General features: G+C 33.5%; 16 protein-coding genes and 1 pseudogene. 12 read left to right on the top strand and 5 right to left on the bottom strand.

The features are described from left to right. The first annotated feature begins 68 nt into the window (after window positions 1-68). Both LQ622_RS02485 and ptsP read left to right on the top strand, forming a co-directional pair. On the top strand, window positions 69-335 hold the full coding sequence (locus tag LQ622_RS02485) for a phosphocarrier protein HPr (protein WP_016912884.1): 267 nt from the start codon (window positions 69-71) through the stop codon (window positions 333-335). Continuing rightward, a pseudogene (ptsP, locus tag LQ622_RS02480) lies at window positions 335-2,047 on the top strand (phosphoenolpyruvate--protein phosphotransferase). The gene LQ622_RS02485 and the pseudogene ptsP overlap by 1 nt, the downstream one beginning before the upstream one ends. A gap of 80 nt (window positions 2,048-2,127) precedes the next feature. Here the strand turns inward: ptsP and LQ622_RS02475 are convergent. Both LQ622_RS02475 and LQ622_RS02470 read right to left on the bottom strand, forming a co-directional pair. After that, on the bottom strand, window positions 2,128-2,889 hold the full coding sequence (locus LQ622_RS02475) for a metallophosphoesterase (protein ID WP_204254988.1): 762 nt from the start codon (window positions 2,887-2,889) through the stop codon (window positions 2,128-2,130). Further along, window positions 2,889-3,119, bottom strand: a complete 231-nt coding sequence (locus LQ622_RS02470) for a glutaredoxin family protein (protein ID WP_239774668.1) — start codon at window positions 3,117-3,119, stop codon at window positions 2,889-2,891. The genes LQ622_RS02475 and LQ622_RS02470 overlap by 1 nt, the downstream gene beginning before the upstream one ends. 185 nt (window positions 3,120-3,304) lie before the next feature. Between LQ622_RS02470 and LQ622_RS02465 the strand changes: the two genes are divergently transcribed. Genes LQ622_RS02465 through LQ622_RS02455 form a run of 3 tightly spaced genes read left to right on the top strand, consistent with a single transcriptional unit; the run spans window position 3,305 to window position 6,357 of the window. Next, the gene (locus LQ622_RS02465) at window positions 3,305-4,651 is read left to right on the top strand and encodes a cytochrome ubiquinol oxidase subunit I (RefSeq protein WP_239774667.1); all 1,347 of its coding nucleotides are present in this window, start codon (window positions 3,305-3,307) and stop codon (window positions 4,649-4,651) included. After that, the gene (locus LQ622_RS02460) at window positions 4,651-5,667 is read left to right on the top strand and encodes a cytochrome d ubiquinol oxidase subunit II (protein ID WP_037587410.1); all 1,017 of its coding nucleotides are present in this window, start codon (window positions 4,651-4,653) and stop codon (window positions 5,665-5,667) included. The genes LQ622_RS02465 and LQ622_RS02460 overlap by 1 nt, the downstream gene beginning before the upstream one ends. A gap of 27 nt (window positions 5,668-5,694) precedes the next feature. Further along, window positions 5,695-6,357, top strand: coding sequence for a potassium channel family protein (locus LQ622_RS02455; RefSeq protein WP_025905183.1), 663 nt, complete (start codon window positions 5,695-5,697; stop codon window positions 6,355-6,357). A gap of 43 nt (window positions 6,358-6,400) precedes the next feature. Here LQ622_RS02455 and rnjA read toward each other — a convergent pair whose 3' ends face one another. Beyond that, window positions 6,401-8,074: a ribonuclease J1 gene (gene rnjA / locus LQ622_RS02450; RefSeq protein WP_025905182.1), complete on the bottom strand. Its 1,674-nt coding sequence runs from the start codon at window positions 8,072-8,074 to the stop codon at window positions 6,401-6,403. Then, entirely contained in the window at window positions 8,075-8,287 is a 213-nt protein-coding gene (locus LQ622_RS02445) for a DNA-dependent RNA polymerase subunit epsilon (RefSeq protein ID WP_025905181.1), read from the bottom strand. Window positions 8,288-8,523: 236 nt separating this feature from the next. Between LQ622_RS02445 and LQ622_RS02440 the strand changes: the two genes are divergently transcribed. After that, window positions 8,524-9,303 (top strand): Cof-type HAD-IIB family hydrolase, encoded by a 780-nt coding sequence (locus tag LQ622_RS02440; RefSeq protein ID WP_191836196.1) that lies wholly within the window; start codon window positions 8,524-8,526, stop codon window positions 9,301-9,303. 12 nt (window positions 9,304-9,315) lie between these two features. After that, on the top strand, window positions 9,316-9,588 hold the full coding sequence (locus tag LQ622_RS02435; RefSeq protein WP_025905179.1) for a hypothetical protein: 273 nt from the start codon (window positions 9,316-9,318) through the stop codon (window positions 9,586-9,588). Window positions 9,589-10,159: 571 nt separating this feature from the next. Here LQ622_RS02435 and def read toward each other — a convergent pair. Then, a complete protein-coding gene (gene def / locus LQ622_RS02430; RefSeq protein WP_025905178.1) occupies window positions 10,160-10,714 on the bottom strand; it encodes a peptide deformylase in 555 nt (184 codons plus the stop codon). Window positions 10,715-10,835: 121 nt separating this feature from the next. Between def and LQ622_RS02425 the strand changes: the two genes are divergently transcribed. From LQ622_RS02425 to lpdA, 5 genes are all read left to right on the top strand, one after another. Further along, window positions 10,836-11,468, top strand: coding sequence for a YkyA family protein (locus LQ622_RS02425; RefSeq protein WP_037587419.1), 633 nt, complete (start codon window positions 10,836-10,838; stop codon window positions 11,466-11,468). Window positions 11,469-11,632: 164 nt separating this feature from the next. Beyond that, complete coding sequence (gene pdhA / locus LQ622_RS02420) at window positions 11,633-12,745, top strand: pyruvate dehydrogenase (acetyl-transferring) E1 component subunit alpha (RefSeq protein ID WP_025905176.1); 1,113 nt, start codon at window positions 11,633-11,635, stop codon at window positions 12,743-12,745. Window positions 12,746-12,748: 3 nt separating this feature from the next. After that, entirely contained in the window at window positions 12,749-13,726 is a 978-nt protein-coding gene (locus tag LQ622_RS02415; RefSeq protein WP_025905175.1) for an alpha-ketoacid dehydrogenase subunit beta, read from the top strand. A 42-nt stretch (window positions 13,727-13,768) separates the two neighbouring features. After that, window positions 13,769-15,055, top strand: a complete 1,287-nt coding sequence (locus LQ622_RS02410) for a dihydrolipoamide acetyltransferase family protein (protein ID WP_159315167.1) — start codon at window positions 13,769-13,771, stop codon at window positions 15,053-15,055. 2 nt (window positions 15,056-15,057) lie between these two features. Further along, a complete protein-coding gene (gene lpdA, locus LQ622_RS02405) occupies window positions 15,058-16,464 on the top strand; it encodes a dihydrolipoyl dehydrogenase (protein WP_126476961.1) in 1,407 nt (468 codons plus the stop codon). The last annotated feature ends 46 nt before the right edge of the window (window positions 16,465-16,510 follow it).

Raw genomic sequence — 16,510 nt, 5'->3', positions numbered from 1 at the left:
CTTTAATCGTATAGATAAAATTTGATTTTATACAAATTTAATATAGGTATCAGAAGGAGACAATAAAAATGGAACAAAATTCATACGTAATTATTGACGAAACGGGTATTCACGCTAGACCAGCAACAATGTTAGTTCAAACTGCATCTAAATTTGATTCAGATGTACAATTAGAATATAACGCTAAAAAAGTTAACTTAAAATCAATTATGGGTGTAATGAGCCTAGGTGTTGGTAAAGATGCTGAAATTACTATCTACGCTGAGGGTAGTGATGAGAAAGAAGCTATCGAAGCAATTACTGAAGTATTATCTAAAGAAGGATTAACTAAATAATGTCTGAATTATTAAAAGGTATAGCTGCATCTGATGGTGTGGCTATTAGTAAAGCATATTTATTAGTTGAACCTGACTTATCGTTTTCAAGCGAAAATATCAGCGATGTAGACGGCGAAGTTGAAAAGTTTAAAGCGGCTGTTAATCAATCAAAAGTTGAATTAACTCAAATTCGTAATAATGCTGAAAAACAACTTGGTGCAGATAAAGCTGCGATTTTTGATGCGCATTTATTAGTGTTAGAAGATCCAGAATTATTAAATCCAATTGAAGAAAATATTCGCAATAACAAAGTAAATGCACCTACTGCATTAAATGAAGTATCAACAAACTTCATTACAATCTTCGAAAATATGGATAATGAATACATGAAAGAACGTGCGGCAGATATTCGTGACGTTTCTAAACGTGTTTTGGCACATATTTTAGGTGTAGAATTACCAAATCCTAGTATGATCAATGAAAGCGTTATTATTGTAGGTGAAGATTTAACACCATCTGACACTGCGCAACTTAACAAAGAGTTTGTTAAAGGTTTTGCGACAAATATCGGTGGAAGAACTTCACACTCAGCAATAATGAGTCGTTCATTAGAAATTCCAGCTGTTGTAGGTACTAAAGATATTACTGATCGCGTTAACCATGGTGATAGTTTAATCATTGATGGTTTATCTGGTGATGTAATCATTAACCCAACAGATGACGAAGTTCAAGCATACGAACAAAAACAGAAAAACTTCTTAGCTGAAAAAGAAGAATTAGCTAAATTAGTTAATGATGAATCTGTTTCTAAAGATGGTGTTCATGTAGAATTAGCTGCGAATATTGGTACACCTAATGACTTAGAAGGTGTTAAAAATAACGGCGCAGAAGGTATCGGTTTATACCGTACTGAATTCTTATACATGGGTAGAGACAATATGCCTTCAGAAGAAGAACAATTTGAAGCATATAGCAAAGTCTTAAAAGAAATGGACGGCAATCGTGTTGTCGTTCGTACTTTAGACATAGGTGGAGATAAAGAATTATCTTACCTAAACTTACCTAAAGAAATGAACCCATTCTTAGGATATAGAGCGATTCGTTTATGTTTAGATCAAACTGATATCTTTAGAACACAATTAAGAGCTTTATTACGTGCTTCTGAATTTGGTAAGTTAAATATCATGTTCCCAATGATTGCAACTATTAAAGAATTTAGAGACGCTAAAGCAATCTTACTTGAAGAAAAAGAAAAATTAGTTTCTTAAGGTGTTAACGTTGCGGATGATATCGAAATCGGTATTATGGTAGAAATTCCATCTACTGCAGCACTTGCAGACATCTTCGCTAAAGAAGTTGATTTCTTCAGTATTGGTACGAATGATTTAATCCAATATACAATGGCTGCTGACCGTATGTCTGAGCGTGTTTCTTACTTATACCAACCATATAACCCTGCAATTCTTCGCTTAGTTAAGCAAGTAATTGAAGCTTCTCATAAAGAAGGTAAATGGACTGGTATGTGTGGAGAAATGGCTGGAGACAATACAGCAATTCCATTATTACTTGGATTAGGTTTAGATGAATTCTCTATGAGTGCGACAAGTATTCTAAAAGCTAGAAAGCAAATCAAACAATTAGATCAAAAAGAAATGCAAGAATTAGCGAACAAAGCAATTAACTGTGCAACAGAAGAAGAAGTTGTAGAACTCGTTAATCAAATTCTTTAAAATTAAAAAACAGAGCAGTTATCTCTTAACATTAAGTAGATAACTGCTCTGTTTTTATATGTGAATGATCTTTTCAGATTTTAATGAGCGTTCAAGTTGAATATCGCAATTTCAGGTGAACAAAATATTCTAATAGGCAGTCTTGTCATACCTATGCCTTGATTAACATAAAGGTATTGTCCAGTTCTAATTTGATATAAACCTTGTTTATATACTTTTCCATAAGTTGGTGTATAAATAGCGCCAATCTTAGGAAGTCGAACTTGACCACCATGTGTATGTCCAGAAAGTACTAAGTGGATGTTTGGATCTAATAGTTTAACTTTATCTGGTTCATGTACGAGTCCTATTCTAAAGTCTATACGACAATTAGTTACTTGGAATGAACTGCTAAAGTTAGGCTGACCAAAACATAAATCGTCAATACCGTTAATCTGAATATTACCGTCAGGTGTGTTGACGACGTAAGAACTGTTTAACAAGACTTCAAAACCCGATTTATTCATGATATCTAATACCGTATGAATGCCGTTTGAACCGTAATCGTGGTTGCCTGGAACAAAAAACTTTCCATATTTTGATTGAACTGTACGAAATAAAGGTATAACTAGATAAGGGTCAAATGAAATTTGAGCAATATCATCAAAACAATCACCTGTGAAACAAACAATATCTGCTTCTTGCTCATTGATAAGACGTACAAGTTGATATAAATTTTCTAAATTAGAATAATAACCTAAATGCAAATCTGTTATATGAATGAGTTTCAGATTTGATTTTAAGTTTGTATCAATAGAATGTGTGGTGACTTTAATTTTAGAACTTGGAAATTGAATCTTCATTAATGAATGCCTAATGCTTTATTAAAAGATTCTATATCAACTTGATAAAAAACTTCATCATTAATGAGAACAGTAGGTGTTGAAAAACTGTCTAGATCGATAAGTTCGTTTTTAAATTGTTTGTTTTTTATATTTTTTTCTGTAAACGGAATTTCTTTTTCAGTAAAATATTGTTTTACAAATTGGCAAGGGGGACACTGGTCTTGTGTATAAATTGTAACTTCACTCATAGCTTTCACCTCAACTTTATATAGACATATTATAAATGATTTTTTAAAGCGTTCAACGATTATGTCCTATTTTGCCATTAATTTGTCATTACTTTGTAAATGTTAAACATTTCACAAATGATTAAAGTGTTGTATAATAAGATTAAATTGTGATGTATATCACAAACGTTGAATGGAGGAATATTATGGATGCAGTAGTTATAAGTCGTTTATTAACTGCTATGACATTGGGATTCCATATCATTTTTGCAACAATTGGTGTGGGGATCCCATTAATGTTTGCAATTGCTGAATTCATAGGTATTAAGAACAATAATCCTATGTATATAGCAATGGCAAAACGTTGGTCTAAAGGGTATACGATTACTGTAGCGGTCGGAGTAGTTACGGGAACAATTATTGGTCTACAATTATCATTATTGTGGCCAGCATTTATGCAATTAGGTGGGCAAGTTATTGCGCTACCATTATTTATGGAAACATTCGCCTTTTTCTTTGAGGCTATTTTCTTAAGTATTTATTTATATACGTGGGATAGATTCAAAGGTAAATGGACGCACTTTTTAATTACGTTACCAGTAATTATTGGTGGTACATTCTCAGCGTTCTTTATTACATCTGTGAATTCTTTCATGAATACGCCAAATGGATTCGATTTTATCAATGGAAAATTGATGAACATTGATCCAATCGCTGCGATGTTTAATGCATCATTCGGTATTAGAGCATTTCACGTTATAGCGACTGCGTTTATGACAGCTGCATTTATTTTAGCAAGTATAGCAGCATATCGTTTAATTAAGAATAAATTTATAGACGATAAAGAATATCATAAAAAAGCTCTTAAACTTACAATGATAGTTGGTTTAATTGCGAGTTTACTTGCAATGTTAGCAGGAGATTTATCAGCTAAGTTCTTACATCAAGAACAACCTGAAAAATTAGCAGCTATGGAGTGGCATTTTGAAAGTGAATCAAAAGCAGACCTAGTATTATTTGGGGTAGTTGATGAAGATAAACAAGAAGTTAAAGGTGCTATTAAAATTCCTGGCGCTTTAAGTTTCTTATCAGATAGTAATTTTAATACTGAAGTTAAAGGATTAAACGAATTTAAGAGTGATGAAACACCACCACTTATCATTCACTATTTCTTTGATTTGATGGTATTCTTTGGTGTGTATTGTTTTGTCGTTTCAGCTTTATTTATCGTATTAAAATGGGTGAAAAAATGGTCGCAATATAGTAAGCCAATCTTATATTTAGCGGTATTAACGGGACCACTTGCAATGCTTGCAATTGAATTTGGTTGGTTCTTAGCTGAGATGGGTAGACAACCTTGGATATTAAGAGGTTACTTAAAAGTTGCACAAGCTGCAACAAATGCTGATGGACTTGCACTTGTATTCATTGCATTCGCAATACTTTATTTAGTTCTTGGTATTTCATCAAGTTATGTACTTATTAGAATGTTTAGTCACAGTAAAGCGACTGATGATGTGAACAAAATAATAGACAGAAAGGGTGAAGTATAATGGATTATCAACATATAGGTATTACAGTGCTTTGGCTCTTTCTGTTTGGTTACATTATTATTGGTGCGATTGATTTTGGTGCAGGTTTCTTCGCATTTCACGCTAAATTAACGAAGCAAGATCATATTATCAATAACTTGATTTCTAGATATTTAAACCCTGTGTGGGAAGTAACAAATGTGTTCTTCGTATTCTTCTTTGTAGGAATAGTTGGATTCTTCCCAGACTCTGCATATTATTTCGGGTCAACATTATTAATACCTGGTAGTATTGCATTAATTTTACTAACCATTCGTGGTAGCTTTTACGCATTTGAAAACTATGGACAAGATAGTAAATTATCATGGTTATTCTTATATGGTGGAACAGGTTTATTGATTCCAGCATCATTATCAACCATTTTAACAATTGCTGAAGGTGGCTATATTAAAGAAACAAGTGATGGCGTTCACCTACAGTGGGTTGATTTATTATTAAGTCCATATGCATGGGCAGTTGTATTTTTAGCAATTATCTCAGTGTTATATATTTCATCAGGATTTTTAACATTTTATGCGAATAAAGCTAAAGATTCTGAAGCATATCATTTATTGAGACAGTGGTTCCTTATATGGGCAATTCCAATGATCATCATTTGTCAGTTCGTTTTCTTATCATTAAGACAACATAATGAAACGCATTTTAATAATGCAGTCGGCAGTTATTGGTGGTTATTCGGATTAAGTATTATATTCTTTATCATTGCTGTTGGATTAATATACTTTAAAAAAGCACATGGTGTTGCATTTATCATGATATTATTACAATTCGGTACAGCATTCTTTGGATATGGTGTAAGTAAATTGCCGTATATTTTAGATCCATTTATCAATATTGATAAAGCAGTTGTGAACGATCAAATGGCATTAATGCTTGTAATCGTATTTATTTTAGGTTTACTTTTACTCGTGCCATCGCTTATATTATTATTAAGATTATTTATCTTTGATGCAGATTACGTTAAAGGTAAAAAATAATATTATTATAAAGTATGGAGGCATATCATGAGTAGGGAGTATGTAGTTATAGGTTTAGGCCGATTTGGCGGAAGTATTGTAAGAGAGCTCAATGCTTTAGATATGGATGTAATGGCCATTGATGCAGATGAAGCAAGAGTGAATGAGTTCAGTGATATCGCCACACATGCGGTGATTGCAGATACAACAGATGAAGCGGTCATGAAAAGTTTAGGTATACGCAATTTCGATCATGTCATTGTTGCGATAGGTGAGAATATACAAGCGAGTACGTTAACAACATTAATTCTTAAAGAATTAGGTGTTAAAAAAGTTACAGCAAAAGCTCAGAACGATTATCACGCTAAAATTCTGAATAAAATAGGTGCGGATACTGTTGTCCATCCAGAAAGAGATATGGGTCGTCGTATCGCACATAATGTTGCTAGTGCATCTGTACTAGACTACTTAGAACTCTCTGATGAGTATTCAATTGTAGAAATTAAAGCAGGGGAAAGACTTGCTGGTAGTTCTATACTAGAATTGGATGTACGTGCAAATTACGGTATAAATATCATTGCAGTTAAAAGAGGTAAAGATATCATCGTAGCACCAGATCCAAATGAAAATATTGAATTTCATGATATATTAATCGTGATAGGTCATGACAATGATTTAAATAGATTTGAGAAAAAATTAGTAAACGAATAAAAGAACACCCGTAATTTTTAGAAATTACGGGTGTTTTAATGTTTTATTTAATTTTCATGATAATTGGTAAAATCATTGGTTTACGAGCTGTTTTTTCGTATAAATAAGGTTGTAAAGCTTCAGTAATTGTAGATTTAACGTGATGCCATTCTACTTTATCATTATTGTTTAGCTTCTCAATAACAGCTTTCTTGATTAATCGTTGTGCATCGTAAATTAAATGACCTGATTCTCTCATATATACAAATCCTCTAGAGATGATATCTGGACCTGAAAGCAGTTGTTTCGTTTTGAAATCTATACTTACAACAACTATTACAAGACCTTCTTCAGAAAGGACTTTACGGTCTTTAATTACGACATTACCGATATCTCCAATTCCGCTACCATCAACAAATACATTTCCTGATGGAATACGACCAGCATATCTTGCAGAATCTTTTGTAAGTGCAAGGACATCGCCAATTTCATATACGAATATATTATCTGGATCTACACCACAGTTCACACCAGTTTCACTATGTTTCTTAAGCATTCTATATTCACCGTGAATCGGCATAAAATATTTAGGCTTAATTAAACGTAACATTAATTTTTGTTCATCTTGTGAACCGTGACCTGAAGTATGAATGTTAGACAATTTACCGTGAATAACATCAGCACCAGCTTTGTATAATGCATTGATTGTTCTATTTACACTCTTCGTGTTACCTGGAATAGGTGATGAACTGAATACAACTGTATCATCTGGAATAATGCTGATTTGTCTATGTGTACCATTAGCAATTCTTGATAGTGCTGCCATTGGTTCACCTTGAGAACCTGTACATAAAATAAGAATTTCATGTTTAGGAACGGTATTAATTTTGTTAGGTTCAATAAATGTTTCAGGTGGTACTTTGATATAACCTAATTCTGTACCAATTTTAATATTGTTCTCCATTGAACGACCGAAGACAACGATCTTACGATTGTATTTAACGGCTGCTTCAACAGCTTGTTGAACTCTATAAATATTAGAAGCAAATGTCGCAAAAATAATTCTACCTGAACATTTACGGAAAATCTCATCTACGTTTTGTCCAACTTCCTTTTCACTTAATGTAAAGTTAGGAACTTCAGAATTTGTAGAGTCTGATAACAAACATAATACGCCTTCTTCACCAAGTTGAGCCATTTTGGCAATATTTGCAGGTTTACCAACAGGTGTGAAATCAAATTTGAAGTCACCTGTATGAACGATTTTACCTTCTGGTGTATCTGCAATAATCCCGTATGCTTCTGGAATACTATGAGTTGTTAAATAAAATGAAATCTTGAAATGTTTAAATTCAAATACTGAATCTTCATCAATTTCATTTAATTGAGCAGTCTTCAATAAATTGTGTTCTTCCAATTTATTTCTAATAAGACCTAAAGCAAGTGGTCCACTATAAATCGGAACATTCATTTGTTTTAATAAAAATGGGACACCACCAATATGGTCTTCGTGTCCATGAGTGATAAATAAAGCTTTCACTTTATGTTTATTTTGAATTAAGTACGTATAATCTGGTATCACGTAATCGATACCAAGAAGATCGTCATCAGGGAATTTAATACCTGCATCAATGACAATGATTTCATCTTGATATTCGAGGGCGTACGTGTTTTTACCAATTTCACCGAGACCACCCAGTGCGTATACGCCTACTTCATTTTTTTGTAAAGGCTTCATTTAGATTGTCTCCACATTAAAGTGATCTGATTTCTTTTCATATTCTAAATGAGCGCCCTCTAATTTTTGGACAAATTCGATATTGTAATTACGGTCAGATAAATATCTTCTAACTTGTTCTTCAGTTTGTCCTTCGAAATATTTTGTTTGTGTACTTTCACGTACGATTACTTCACTTTTGTCTTCTTGATAAAATACTTTAAATACTGCCATATATATAAATCCTCCTAGGTTAATTAACATAAATAAAGCCCTAGTTTTTAAGTCTAGGGTTTGTCAATTTCAAAATTTGATTCCCGTACATTTTTAAAAGTAATTATATGAAAATATATAAATACCTTTTTAATAAGTTCATTTTACATGATAATTAGAGATAAATAAAGATATTTAACTAAATCTTTCATATATATTGATTATCAACTAGAATAGAGACAAGGAGGCGATGAAAGTTGAATAAGAAATTAATATTTTTCGATATAGATGGTACAATCTATGATGAAAACAAAGAAATTCCAGAATCAACTATTGATGCGATAAAAAATTTAAAAGAAGCTGGCCATATCGTCGCAATTGCAACAGGTAGAGCACCATATATGTTTAAAGAAGTTATTAAAGAAACAGGTATTGATACTTTTGTTTCGCTAAACGGACAAATTGTTGTATATAATGGAGAAATTATAAGTAAATATCCATTAAATAAAGAGGAACTTACGAGCATAGTAGACAAAGCACATGCAAATAATCATCCACTAGTATTCTTCGGTGAAACTGCAGTATATGCAAATGTAGAAAGTGATAACGACATTTCTGAAAGTCTTGGAACATTAAAGATGGATTATCCAGAATATCACAATACATATTATCTTGATCACCCAGTCTATCAAGCGCTTATTTTCCATGCTGACGATGAAGATGACAAGTACGATAATCAATTCAATGCATTGAAATTCTATAGATGGCATCCACTAAGTAGAGATGTAGTGCCGAATGATCGTTCTAAAGCAGAAGGCATAAAAGAACTCAGTGATAAATTAGGATTCCCATTAAGCGAAGTAGTTGCATTCGGTGATGGACCAAATGATGTAGAAATGATTACTGAAGTAGGGTGTGGTGTAGCAATGGGAAATGCCGTTGACGCACTAAAAGAAGTTTGTGATTTTGAAACGAAACATGTAAGTGAAAATGGTATATACTATGCTTGTAAAGAATTAGGATTGATAGATGAATAGGATGTGAATTTTATGGATAAGGTCGAACGCATCATCAAAACAATCGATGCAGAAAAAAACAGATCTGACAAACAATTTAAAGGAATAGAATTTAATATTCGAAAAAATGAAGTTGTGATGATCTATAACTATGATGAAATGATTAATAACGTTAAACAAGATCCACATTACATTCGACATAACAAAGATCCAGAATGGTTAAGTTTGGACGAATTAACCGCTATTCAAAAAGCACTAAAAGAAAAAAACATTCATTTCATCGAACGAAGAGATGAATTTATGTAATGAACAAAATTATGAAACAGAAAAACAGTAATCTACAATTGGAAGATTGAGATTACTGTTTTTTGATAGGAGAGAAGTTATAGTGGTGTGGTAGTTAGGGACAGAATTCCGAGAAGTGTCCGTAAGGGGCGTTGTTAGGGACAGAATTCTGAGAAGTGTCCGTAAATGAGCGCTCATCTAAATACCACAATTCAGAATAATGGAAGTTAGCGGATTCTAATTACCACAATTCAGAATAATGGAAGTTACAGCGTTCTAATTACCACAATTCAGAATAATGGAAGTTACAGCGTTCTAACTACCACAATTCAGAATAATGGAAGTTAGCGGATTCTAATTACCAGAATTCAGAATAATGGAAGTTAGCGGATTCTAATTACCAGAATTCAGAATAATGATAGTTACAGCATTCTAATTACCAGAATTCGAAATAATGGAAGATACAGCGTTCTAACTACCAGAATTCGAAATAATGGAAGATACAGCGTTCTAATTACCACAATTCGGAATAATGACATTAAAAAGAGCGAATACCGACTGAATGGTATTCGCTCTTTTATCATCTTACTTATTAATTAATTTCTACTGCATCATCGAGTGGTTTGAATGGATCTTCTTCATTAATATAGTCATAGAACATGATGCCATTTAAATGATCGATTTCGTGTTGCAATACGATTGCTGGATATCCTTTGAATCTTTTCTTAAATGGATTTCCTTCTATATCGTATGCTTGAATTGTTATTTTATAATTACGATGAACGAGTCCTGGTTTAGCTTCGTCTACACTTAAACATCCTTCTCCGCCATTTAAATATGCTTTTTGTACACTGTGGCTTACGATTTTAGGATTGATAAGTTGAAGTTCTATTTGGTTTCCTTTTCCGTCATCTTGTATATATACAGCTAACATTTTTTTAGAAACATTGATTTGTGGAGCGGCTAGTCCTACGCCAGAACGTAATTTGTATTTTTTAGCAAGATCTTCATCTTGAGAGTTCTTTAGGAATTCCATCATTTCATTTAATGTTTCTTTATCTTCAGTCGATACTGGTAATTCTACTTCTTCGGCTTTCTTTCTAAGTGTTTCGTGGCCGTCACGAATAATATTTTCCATCGTTATCATTTACATGCACCTTCCTCATATAAAATATTATCAAAAACTGGTCATTTTTACATCTATTATTAATTGTATAAATAAAAAAAACAGAGTAACATATTGATAGGATTAAAAGGAGGAATTACCAATGATTGGCAAGAAATTTGTAACATTAACATTAGCGACTTCAATAATTTTAACAGCGTGTGGTCAATCTAAAGAATCACTTGAATCTTTTTATAACAAAGTTGAAAAAGCAAATAAAGAAGAAAAAGTTATAGTTGATTTAAATGAGAAAATGACTAAGGCAGAAAAAGATAAAGTTAAAAAAATCGAAGCATTAAATAAAGCTAAAAATGATGATTTTAAAGCAAAAGCGAAAGAATTAACGGACGGCGTTAAAGATAGGGAAGAAATTGTAAAAGATGAAAAAGCTGCAATGAAGAAATCTAAGGACATTTATGAATCATCTAAAAAAGATTATAAAAATATAGAAGATGAAGAACAATTAAAAGAAGCTAAAGATTTAAAGAACGCTCTAGATGAAAAGTACAAGCTACATAATGATGTAATGAATGCTTATCAAGAAGTATTAAAAACTGAAAAAGATTTATTTAGTTATCTATCAAAAGACAATGCAACGCAAAAAGGTGCAAATGATCGTTCTTCTAAGTTAACTGAAGTTAATAAAAAGACTGAAAAAGTTGTAACAGATTATCAAAACACTTTAAGAAAAGTCCAACAAGAAAAGAAAGATGTTTCAGCTATTTTAGATAAATAATTTGTATTAGTACAGCTAATATTATGTTTTAGTACAGTTACATAAAAACCTTTGATTTGAGGGGTTTTTAAGATGTTAGTATTTTTTATTTAACAGTAAAACAGTTTTGTGTTAGAATGATTAAGAAATGATTATTTAATATAGGGAAAGGTATGGTGAATTGAATGGCTCCGAGAAAAAAAGCCCAATTCGATGCAGTAGCGACTTTAAATGAAATAGAGTCTAAGTTTGAAATGGTTCAAGTTTTAGATGAAGAAGGAAATGTCGTAAATAGTGACTTGTTACCGGACTTATCTGACGAAGAACTTGTTGAATTAATGGAAAGAATGGTTTGGACTCGTGTTCTAGATCAACGTTCTATTTCATTAAATAGACAAGGACGTTTAGGTTTCTATGCACCAACAGCTGGACAAGAAGCTTCACAATTAGCTTCACATTATGCGTTAGAGAAAGAAGACTATGTATTACCTGGTTACCGTGATGTGCCACAATTAATTTGGCATGGTTTACCATTAACTAAAGCTTTCTTATTCTCACGTGGACACTTTATTGGAAACCAATTCCCAGAAGGTGTTAATGCTTTAAGTCCACAAATTATTATCGGTGCACAGTTTATCCAAACAGCTGGTGTAGCACTAGGTCTTAAAAAACGTGGTAAGAAAAATGTTGCAATTACTTACACTGGTGATGGCGGTTCTTCACAAGGTGACTTCTATGAAGGTATCAACTTTGCTTCTGCTTACAAAGCACCTGCAATTTTCGTAATCCAAAATAACAACTATGCGATTTCAACACCTCGTGACAAACAAACAGCTGCTAAAACATTAGCTCAAAAATCAGTAGCAGTTGGTATTCCAGGTGTATTAGTAGATGGAATGGATGCATTAGCAGTATATGCAGTAACTAAACAAGCGCGTGAACGTGCAGTAAATGGTGAAGGTCCATCATTAATCGAAACATTAACTTACCGTTACGGTCCACATACAATGGCTGGTGACGATCCAACTCGTTACAGAACTTCTGATGAAGATTCTGATTGGGAAAAGAAAGATCCATTAGTACGTTTCAGAAAATATCTTGAAGCGAAAAACTTATGGTCTGAAGAAAAAGAAAACGAAGTAATGGAAAAAGCTAAAGAAGAAATTAAAACAGCTATTAAAGAGGCAGATAATACGCCTAAACAAAAAGTTACAGACTTAATGGAAAATATGTATGAAGAAATGCCTTACAATTTAGCTGAACAATATGAAATTTACAAAGAGAAGGAGTCGAAATAAGTCATGGCACAAATGACAATGATTCAAGCGATTAACAATGCGCTTCAAAACGAATTAAAAAGAGACGAAGATGTTCTATTATTCGGTGAAGACGTTGGTGTAAACGGCGGTGTATTCCGTGCAACAGAAGGTTTACAAAAAGAATTCGGTGAAGATCGTGTATTTGATACACCTCTAGCTGAATCAGGTATTGGTGGTCTAGCTTTAGGTTTAACGCTTGAAGGTTACCGTCCTGTCATGGAAATCCAATTCTTTGGTTTCGTATTTGAAGTTATGGACTCAATTGCTGGTCAAATAGCTCGTCACCGTTTCCGTTCAGGTAACTCTAAAGTGGCTCCAATCACAATCCGTGCGCCATTTGGTGGTGGTGTTCATACACCAGAATTACACGCAGACAACTTAGAAGGTTTAGTAGCTCAATCTCCAGGTTTGAAAGTTGTTATTCCTTCAAACCCTTACGATGCTAAAGGATTATTAATTTCTGCAATCCGCAGTAATGACCCAGTTGTTTATTTAGAACACATGAAGTTATACCGTTCATTCCGTGAAGAAGTACCTGAAGAAGAGTACGAAGTAGAAATCGGTAAAGCTAAAGTTAAACGAGAAGGTACAGATTTAACAATCATCACTTATGGTGCAATGGTTCAAGAATCATTAAAAGCAGCAGAAGATTTAGAAAAAGATGGTTATTCAGTTGAAGTTATTGACTTAATCACTGTTCAACCATTAGATATTGAAACAATTGTTAAATCAGTAGAAAAAACAAACCGTGTAATCGTAGTTCAAGAAGCTCAAAAACAAGCAGGCGTTGGCGCAAATGTTGTAGCTGAAATTTCTGAAAGAGCTGTTCTTTCATTAGAAGCTCCTATTGCACGTGTGGCAGCTGCTGACACTATTTATCCATTCACACAAGCTGAAGGTGTTTGGTTACCAAACAAAAAAGATATCGTAGCGCAAGCTAAAGAAACATTAGAGTTTTAATGCGCATTAAAATACGGATTTAATATTTAGGAGGAAAAAATCGTGTCATTCGAATTTAAATTACCAGATATCGGTGAAGGTATCCACGAAGGTGAAATTGTAAAATGGTTTGTTAAAGCAGGAGACGAAATTCAAGAAGACGATGTATTATGTGAAGTTCAAAATGATAAATCTGTCGTTGAAATTCCATCACCTGTTGCAGGTAAAATTGAAGAAGTTATGGTTGAAGAAGGTACAGTATCTGTTGTTGGTGATACAATTGTTAAAATTGATGCACCTGATGCAGAAGGCTTACAATTCAAAGGTCATGACGACGATGAAGAAGAAACTAAAGAAGAAGCACCAGCTGAAGAAGCTAAAGAAGAAGCAACTACTGAAACTCAATCAGAAAATGTTGATGAGTCTAAACGTGTAATTGCTATGCCTTCAGTTCGTAAATTTGCTCGTGATAACGATGTAAATATTAAAGCTGTTTCAGGTTCAGGTAAAAATGGCCGTATCTTAAAAGAAGACGTTGAAGCATACTTAAATGGTGGCGCTACTACAGAGCAACCAGCTAAAGAAGAAGCTCAAACTTCATCTGAAGATACACAAACAGTACAATCTCCACAAGTACCAGAAGGAGAATTCCCTGAAACTCGTGAGAAAATACCAGCTATGCGTAAAGCAATTGCTAAAGCAATGGTTAACTCTAAGCATACTGCACCTCACGTAACATTAATGGATGAAATTGATGTTCAAGAATTATGGGATCACCGTAAAAAATTCAAAGAAGTTGCTGCTGAGCAAGGTACTAAATTAACATTCTTACCATATGTTGTTAAAGCATTAGTATCTGCACTTAAGAAATACCCAGCATTAAATACTGAATTTGATGAAGAAAATGGTGAAATTGTTCATAAACATTACTATAATATAGGTATAGCTGCGGATACTGATCGTGGTTTATTAGTACCAGTAGTTAAAAATGCTGATCACAAATCAATGTTCGAAATTTCTGATGAAATTAACGAATTAGCTGTTAAAGCACGTGACGGTAAACTACAAGCTAACGAAATGAAAGGCGCAACATGTACGATTAGTAATATCGGTTCAGCAGGTGGACAATGGTTTACACCAGTAATCAACCATCCTGAAGTAGCTATTTTAGGTATCGGTCGTATTGCTCAAAAACCTATCGTTAAAGATGGAGAAATTATTGCTGCACCTGTATTATCACTATCATTAAGTTTCGACCACAGACAAATTGATGGTGCTACTGGACAAAATGCAATGAACCATATTAAGAGATTATTAAATAATCCAGAATTATTATTAATGGAGGGGTAAAAATGGTAGTTGGAGATTTTCCTATTGAAACAGATACTATTGTAATTGGAGCAGGTCCTGGTGGATATGTTGCAGCAATTCGTGCAGCACAATTAGGACAAAAAGTAACAATCGTTGAAAAAGGCGAATTAGGTGGCGTATGTTTAAACGTTGGTTGTATCCCATCTAAAGCTTTATTATCAGCATCACACCGTTTCCACAACGCTCAACATTCAGAAGATATGGGTGTTGTAGCTGAGAAAGTAGCATTAAACTTCGAAAAAGTTCAAGAATTCAAAAATGGCGTAGTTAAAAAATTAACAGGCGGCGTAGCTGGATTAATGAAAGGTAACAAAATCGATGTTGTTAACGGAGAAGCATATTTTGTAGATGAAAATAACTTAAAAGTTATGACTGAAAAAGCATCTCAAACTTATACTTTCAAAAATGCTATTATCGCAACTGGTTCACGTCCAATCGAAATTCCTAATTTCAAATTTGGTAAACGTGTAATCGATTCTACAGGTGCATTATCACTTCAAGAAGTACCTAAAAAATTAGTAGTAGTAGGTGGCGGATACATTGGATCTGAGCTAGGTACTGCATATGCTAACTTTGGTTCTGAAGTAACAATCCTTGAAGGTGCTAAAGATATTTTAGGCGGATTTGAAAAGCAAATGACTCAAATCGTTAAAAAAGGTCTTAAAGCTAAAGGTGTAGAAATCGTAACAGAAGCGATGGCTAAATCAGCTGAAGAAACTGATAACGGCGTTAAAGTTACTTACGAAGCTGGCGGAGAAACAAAAGAAATCGATGCTGACTATGTATTAGTTACAGTAGGACGTCGACCAAATACTGATGAATTAGGTCTTGAAGAATTAGGTCTAAAAATGTCAGATCGTGGTTTAGTTGAAGTTGACGAACAAAGCCGTACTTCAATTAGCAATATCTATGCAATCGGTGATATCGTTGCTGGACCTCCACTTGCTCATAAAGCAAGTTATGAAGCTAAAGTTGCTGCTGAAGCAATTGCTGGTGAAAAATCAGCTGTAGATTACTTAGGTATTCCTGCAGTATGTTTCACTGAGCCAGAATTAGCTACAGTAGGTTATACAGAAGCTAGCGCTAAAGAAGAAGGATTAGAAATTAAAGCTGCTAAGTTCCCATTTGCTGCAAATGGTCGTGCATTAGCATTAAATGAAACTGCTGGTTTCGTTAAACTTATCACTTTAAAAGAAAATGGTCTTCTAATTGGTGCACAAGTTGCTGGTACAGGCGCTTCAGATATCATTGCTGAATTAGGTTTAGCAATTGAAACAGGTATGACTGCTGAAGACGTATCATTAACAATTCATGCTCACCCAACATTAGGTGAAATTTCTATGGAAGCTGCAGAAGTAGCATTAGGAACACCTATCCATACAATGTAATCATAAAAATATAAGGCTGAGACATATTTATGTCCCAGCCTTTTTT

Source organism: Mammaliicoccus sp. N-M50 (assembly GCF_022386995.1).
Lineage (GTDB): Bacteria > Bacillota > Bacilli > Staphylococcales > Staphylococcaceae > Mammaliicoccus > Mammaliicoccus sciuri_A.
This window is presented reverse-complemented; position numbering and strand designations above follow the sequence as displayed.

Bases quoted from the DNA above. Each gene is read 5' to 3' on its own strand.
- LQ622_RS02485 (WP_016912884.1), top strand. From the start codon at position 69: ATGGAACAAAATTCATACGTAATTATTGACGAAACGGGTATTCACGCT.
- LQ622_RS02475 (WP_204254988.1), bottom strand. From the start codon at position 2,889: ATGAAGATTCAATTTCCAAGTTCTAAAATTAAAGTCACCACACATTCT.
- LQ622_RS02470 (WP_239774668.1), bottom strand. From the start codon at position 3,119: ATGAGTGAAGTTACAATTTATACACAAGACCAGTGTCCCCCTTGCCAA.
- LQ622_RS02465 (WP_239774667.1), top strand. From the start codon at position 3,305: ATGGATGCAGTAGTTATAAGTCGTTTATTAACTGCTATGACATTGGGA.
- LQ622_RS02460 (WP_037587410.1), top strand. From the start codon at position 4,651: ATGGATTATCAACATATAGGTATTACAGTGCTTTGGCTCTTTCTGTTT.
- LQ622_RS02455 (WP_025905183.1), top strand. From the start codon at position 5,695: ATGAGTAGGGAGTATGTAGTTATAGGTTTAGGCCGATTTGGCGGAAGT.
- rnjA (WP_025905182.1), bottom strand. From the start codon at position 8,074: ATGAAGCCTTTACAAAAAAATGAAGTAGGCGTATACGCACTGGGTGGT.
- LQ622_RS02445 (WP_025905181.1), bottom strand. From the start codon at position 8,287: ATGGCAGTATTTAAAGTATTTTATCAAGAAGACAAAAGTGAAGTAATC.
- LQ622_RS02435 (WP_025905179.1), top strand. From the start codon at position 9,316: ATGGATAAGGTCGAACGCATCATCAAAACAATCGATGCAGAAAAAAAC.
- def (WP_025905178.1), bottom strand. From the start codon at position 10,714: ATGATAACGATGGAAAATATTATTCGTGACGGCCACGAAACACTTAGA.
- LQ622_RS02425 (WP_037587419.1), top strand. From the start codon at position 10,836: ATGATTGGCAAGAAATTTGTAACATTAACATTAGCGACTTCAATAATT.
- pdhA (WP_025905176.1), top strand. From the start codon at position 11,633: ATGGCTCCGAGAAAAAAAGCCCAATTCGATGCAGTAGCGACTTTAAAT.
- LQ622_RS02415 (WP_025905175.1), top strand. From the start codon at position 12,749: ATGGCACAAATGACAATGATTCAAGCGATTAACAATGCGCTTCAAAAC.
- lpdA (WP_126476961.1), top strand. From the start codon at position 15,058: ATGGTAGTTGGAGATTTTCCTATTGAAACAGATACTATTGTAATTGGA.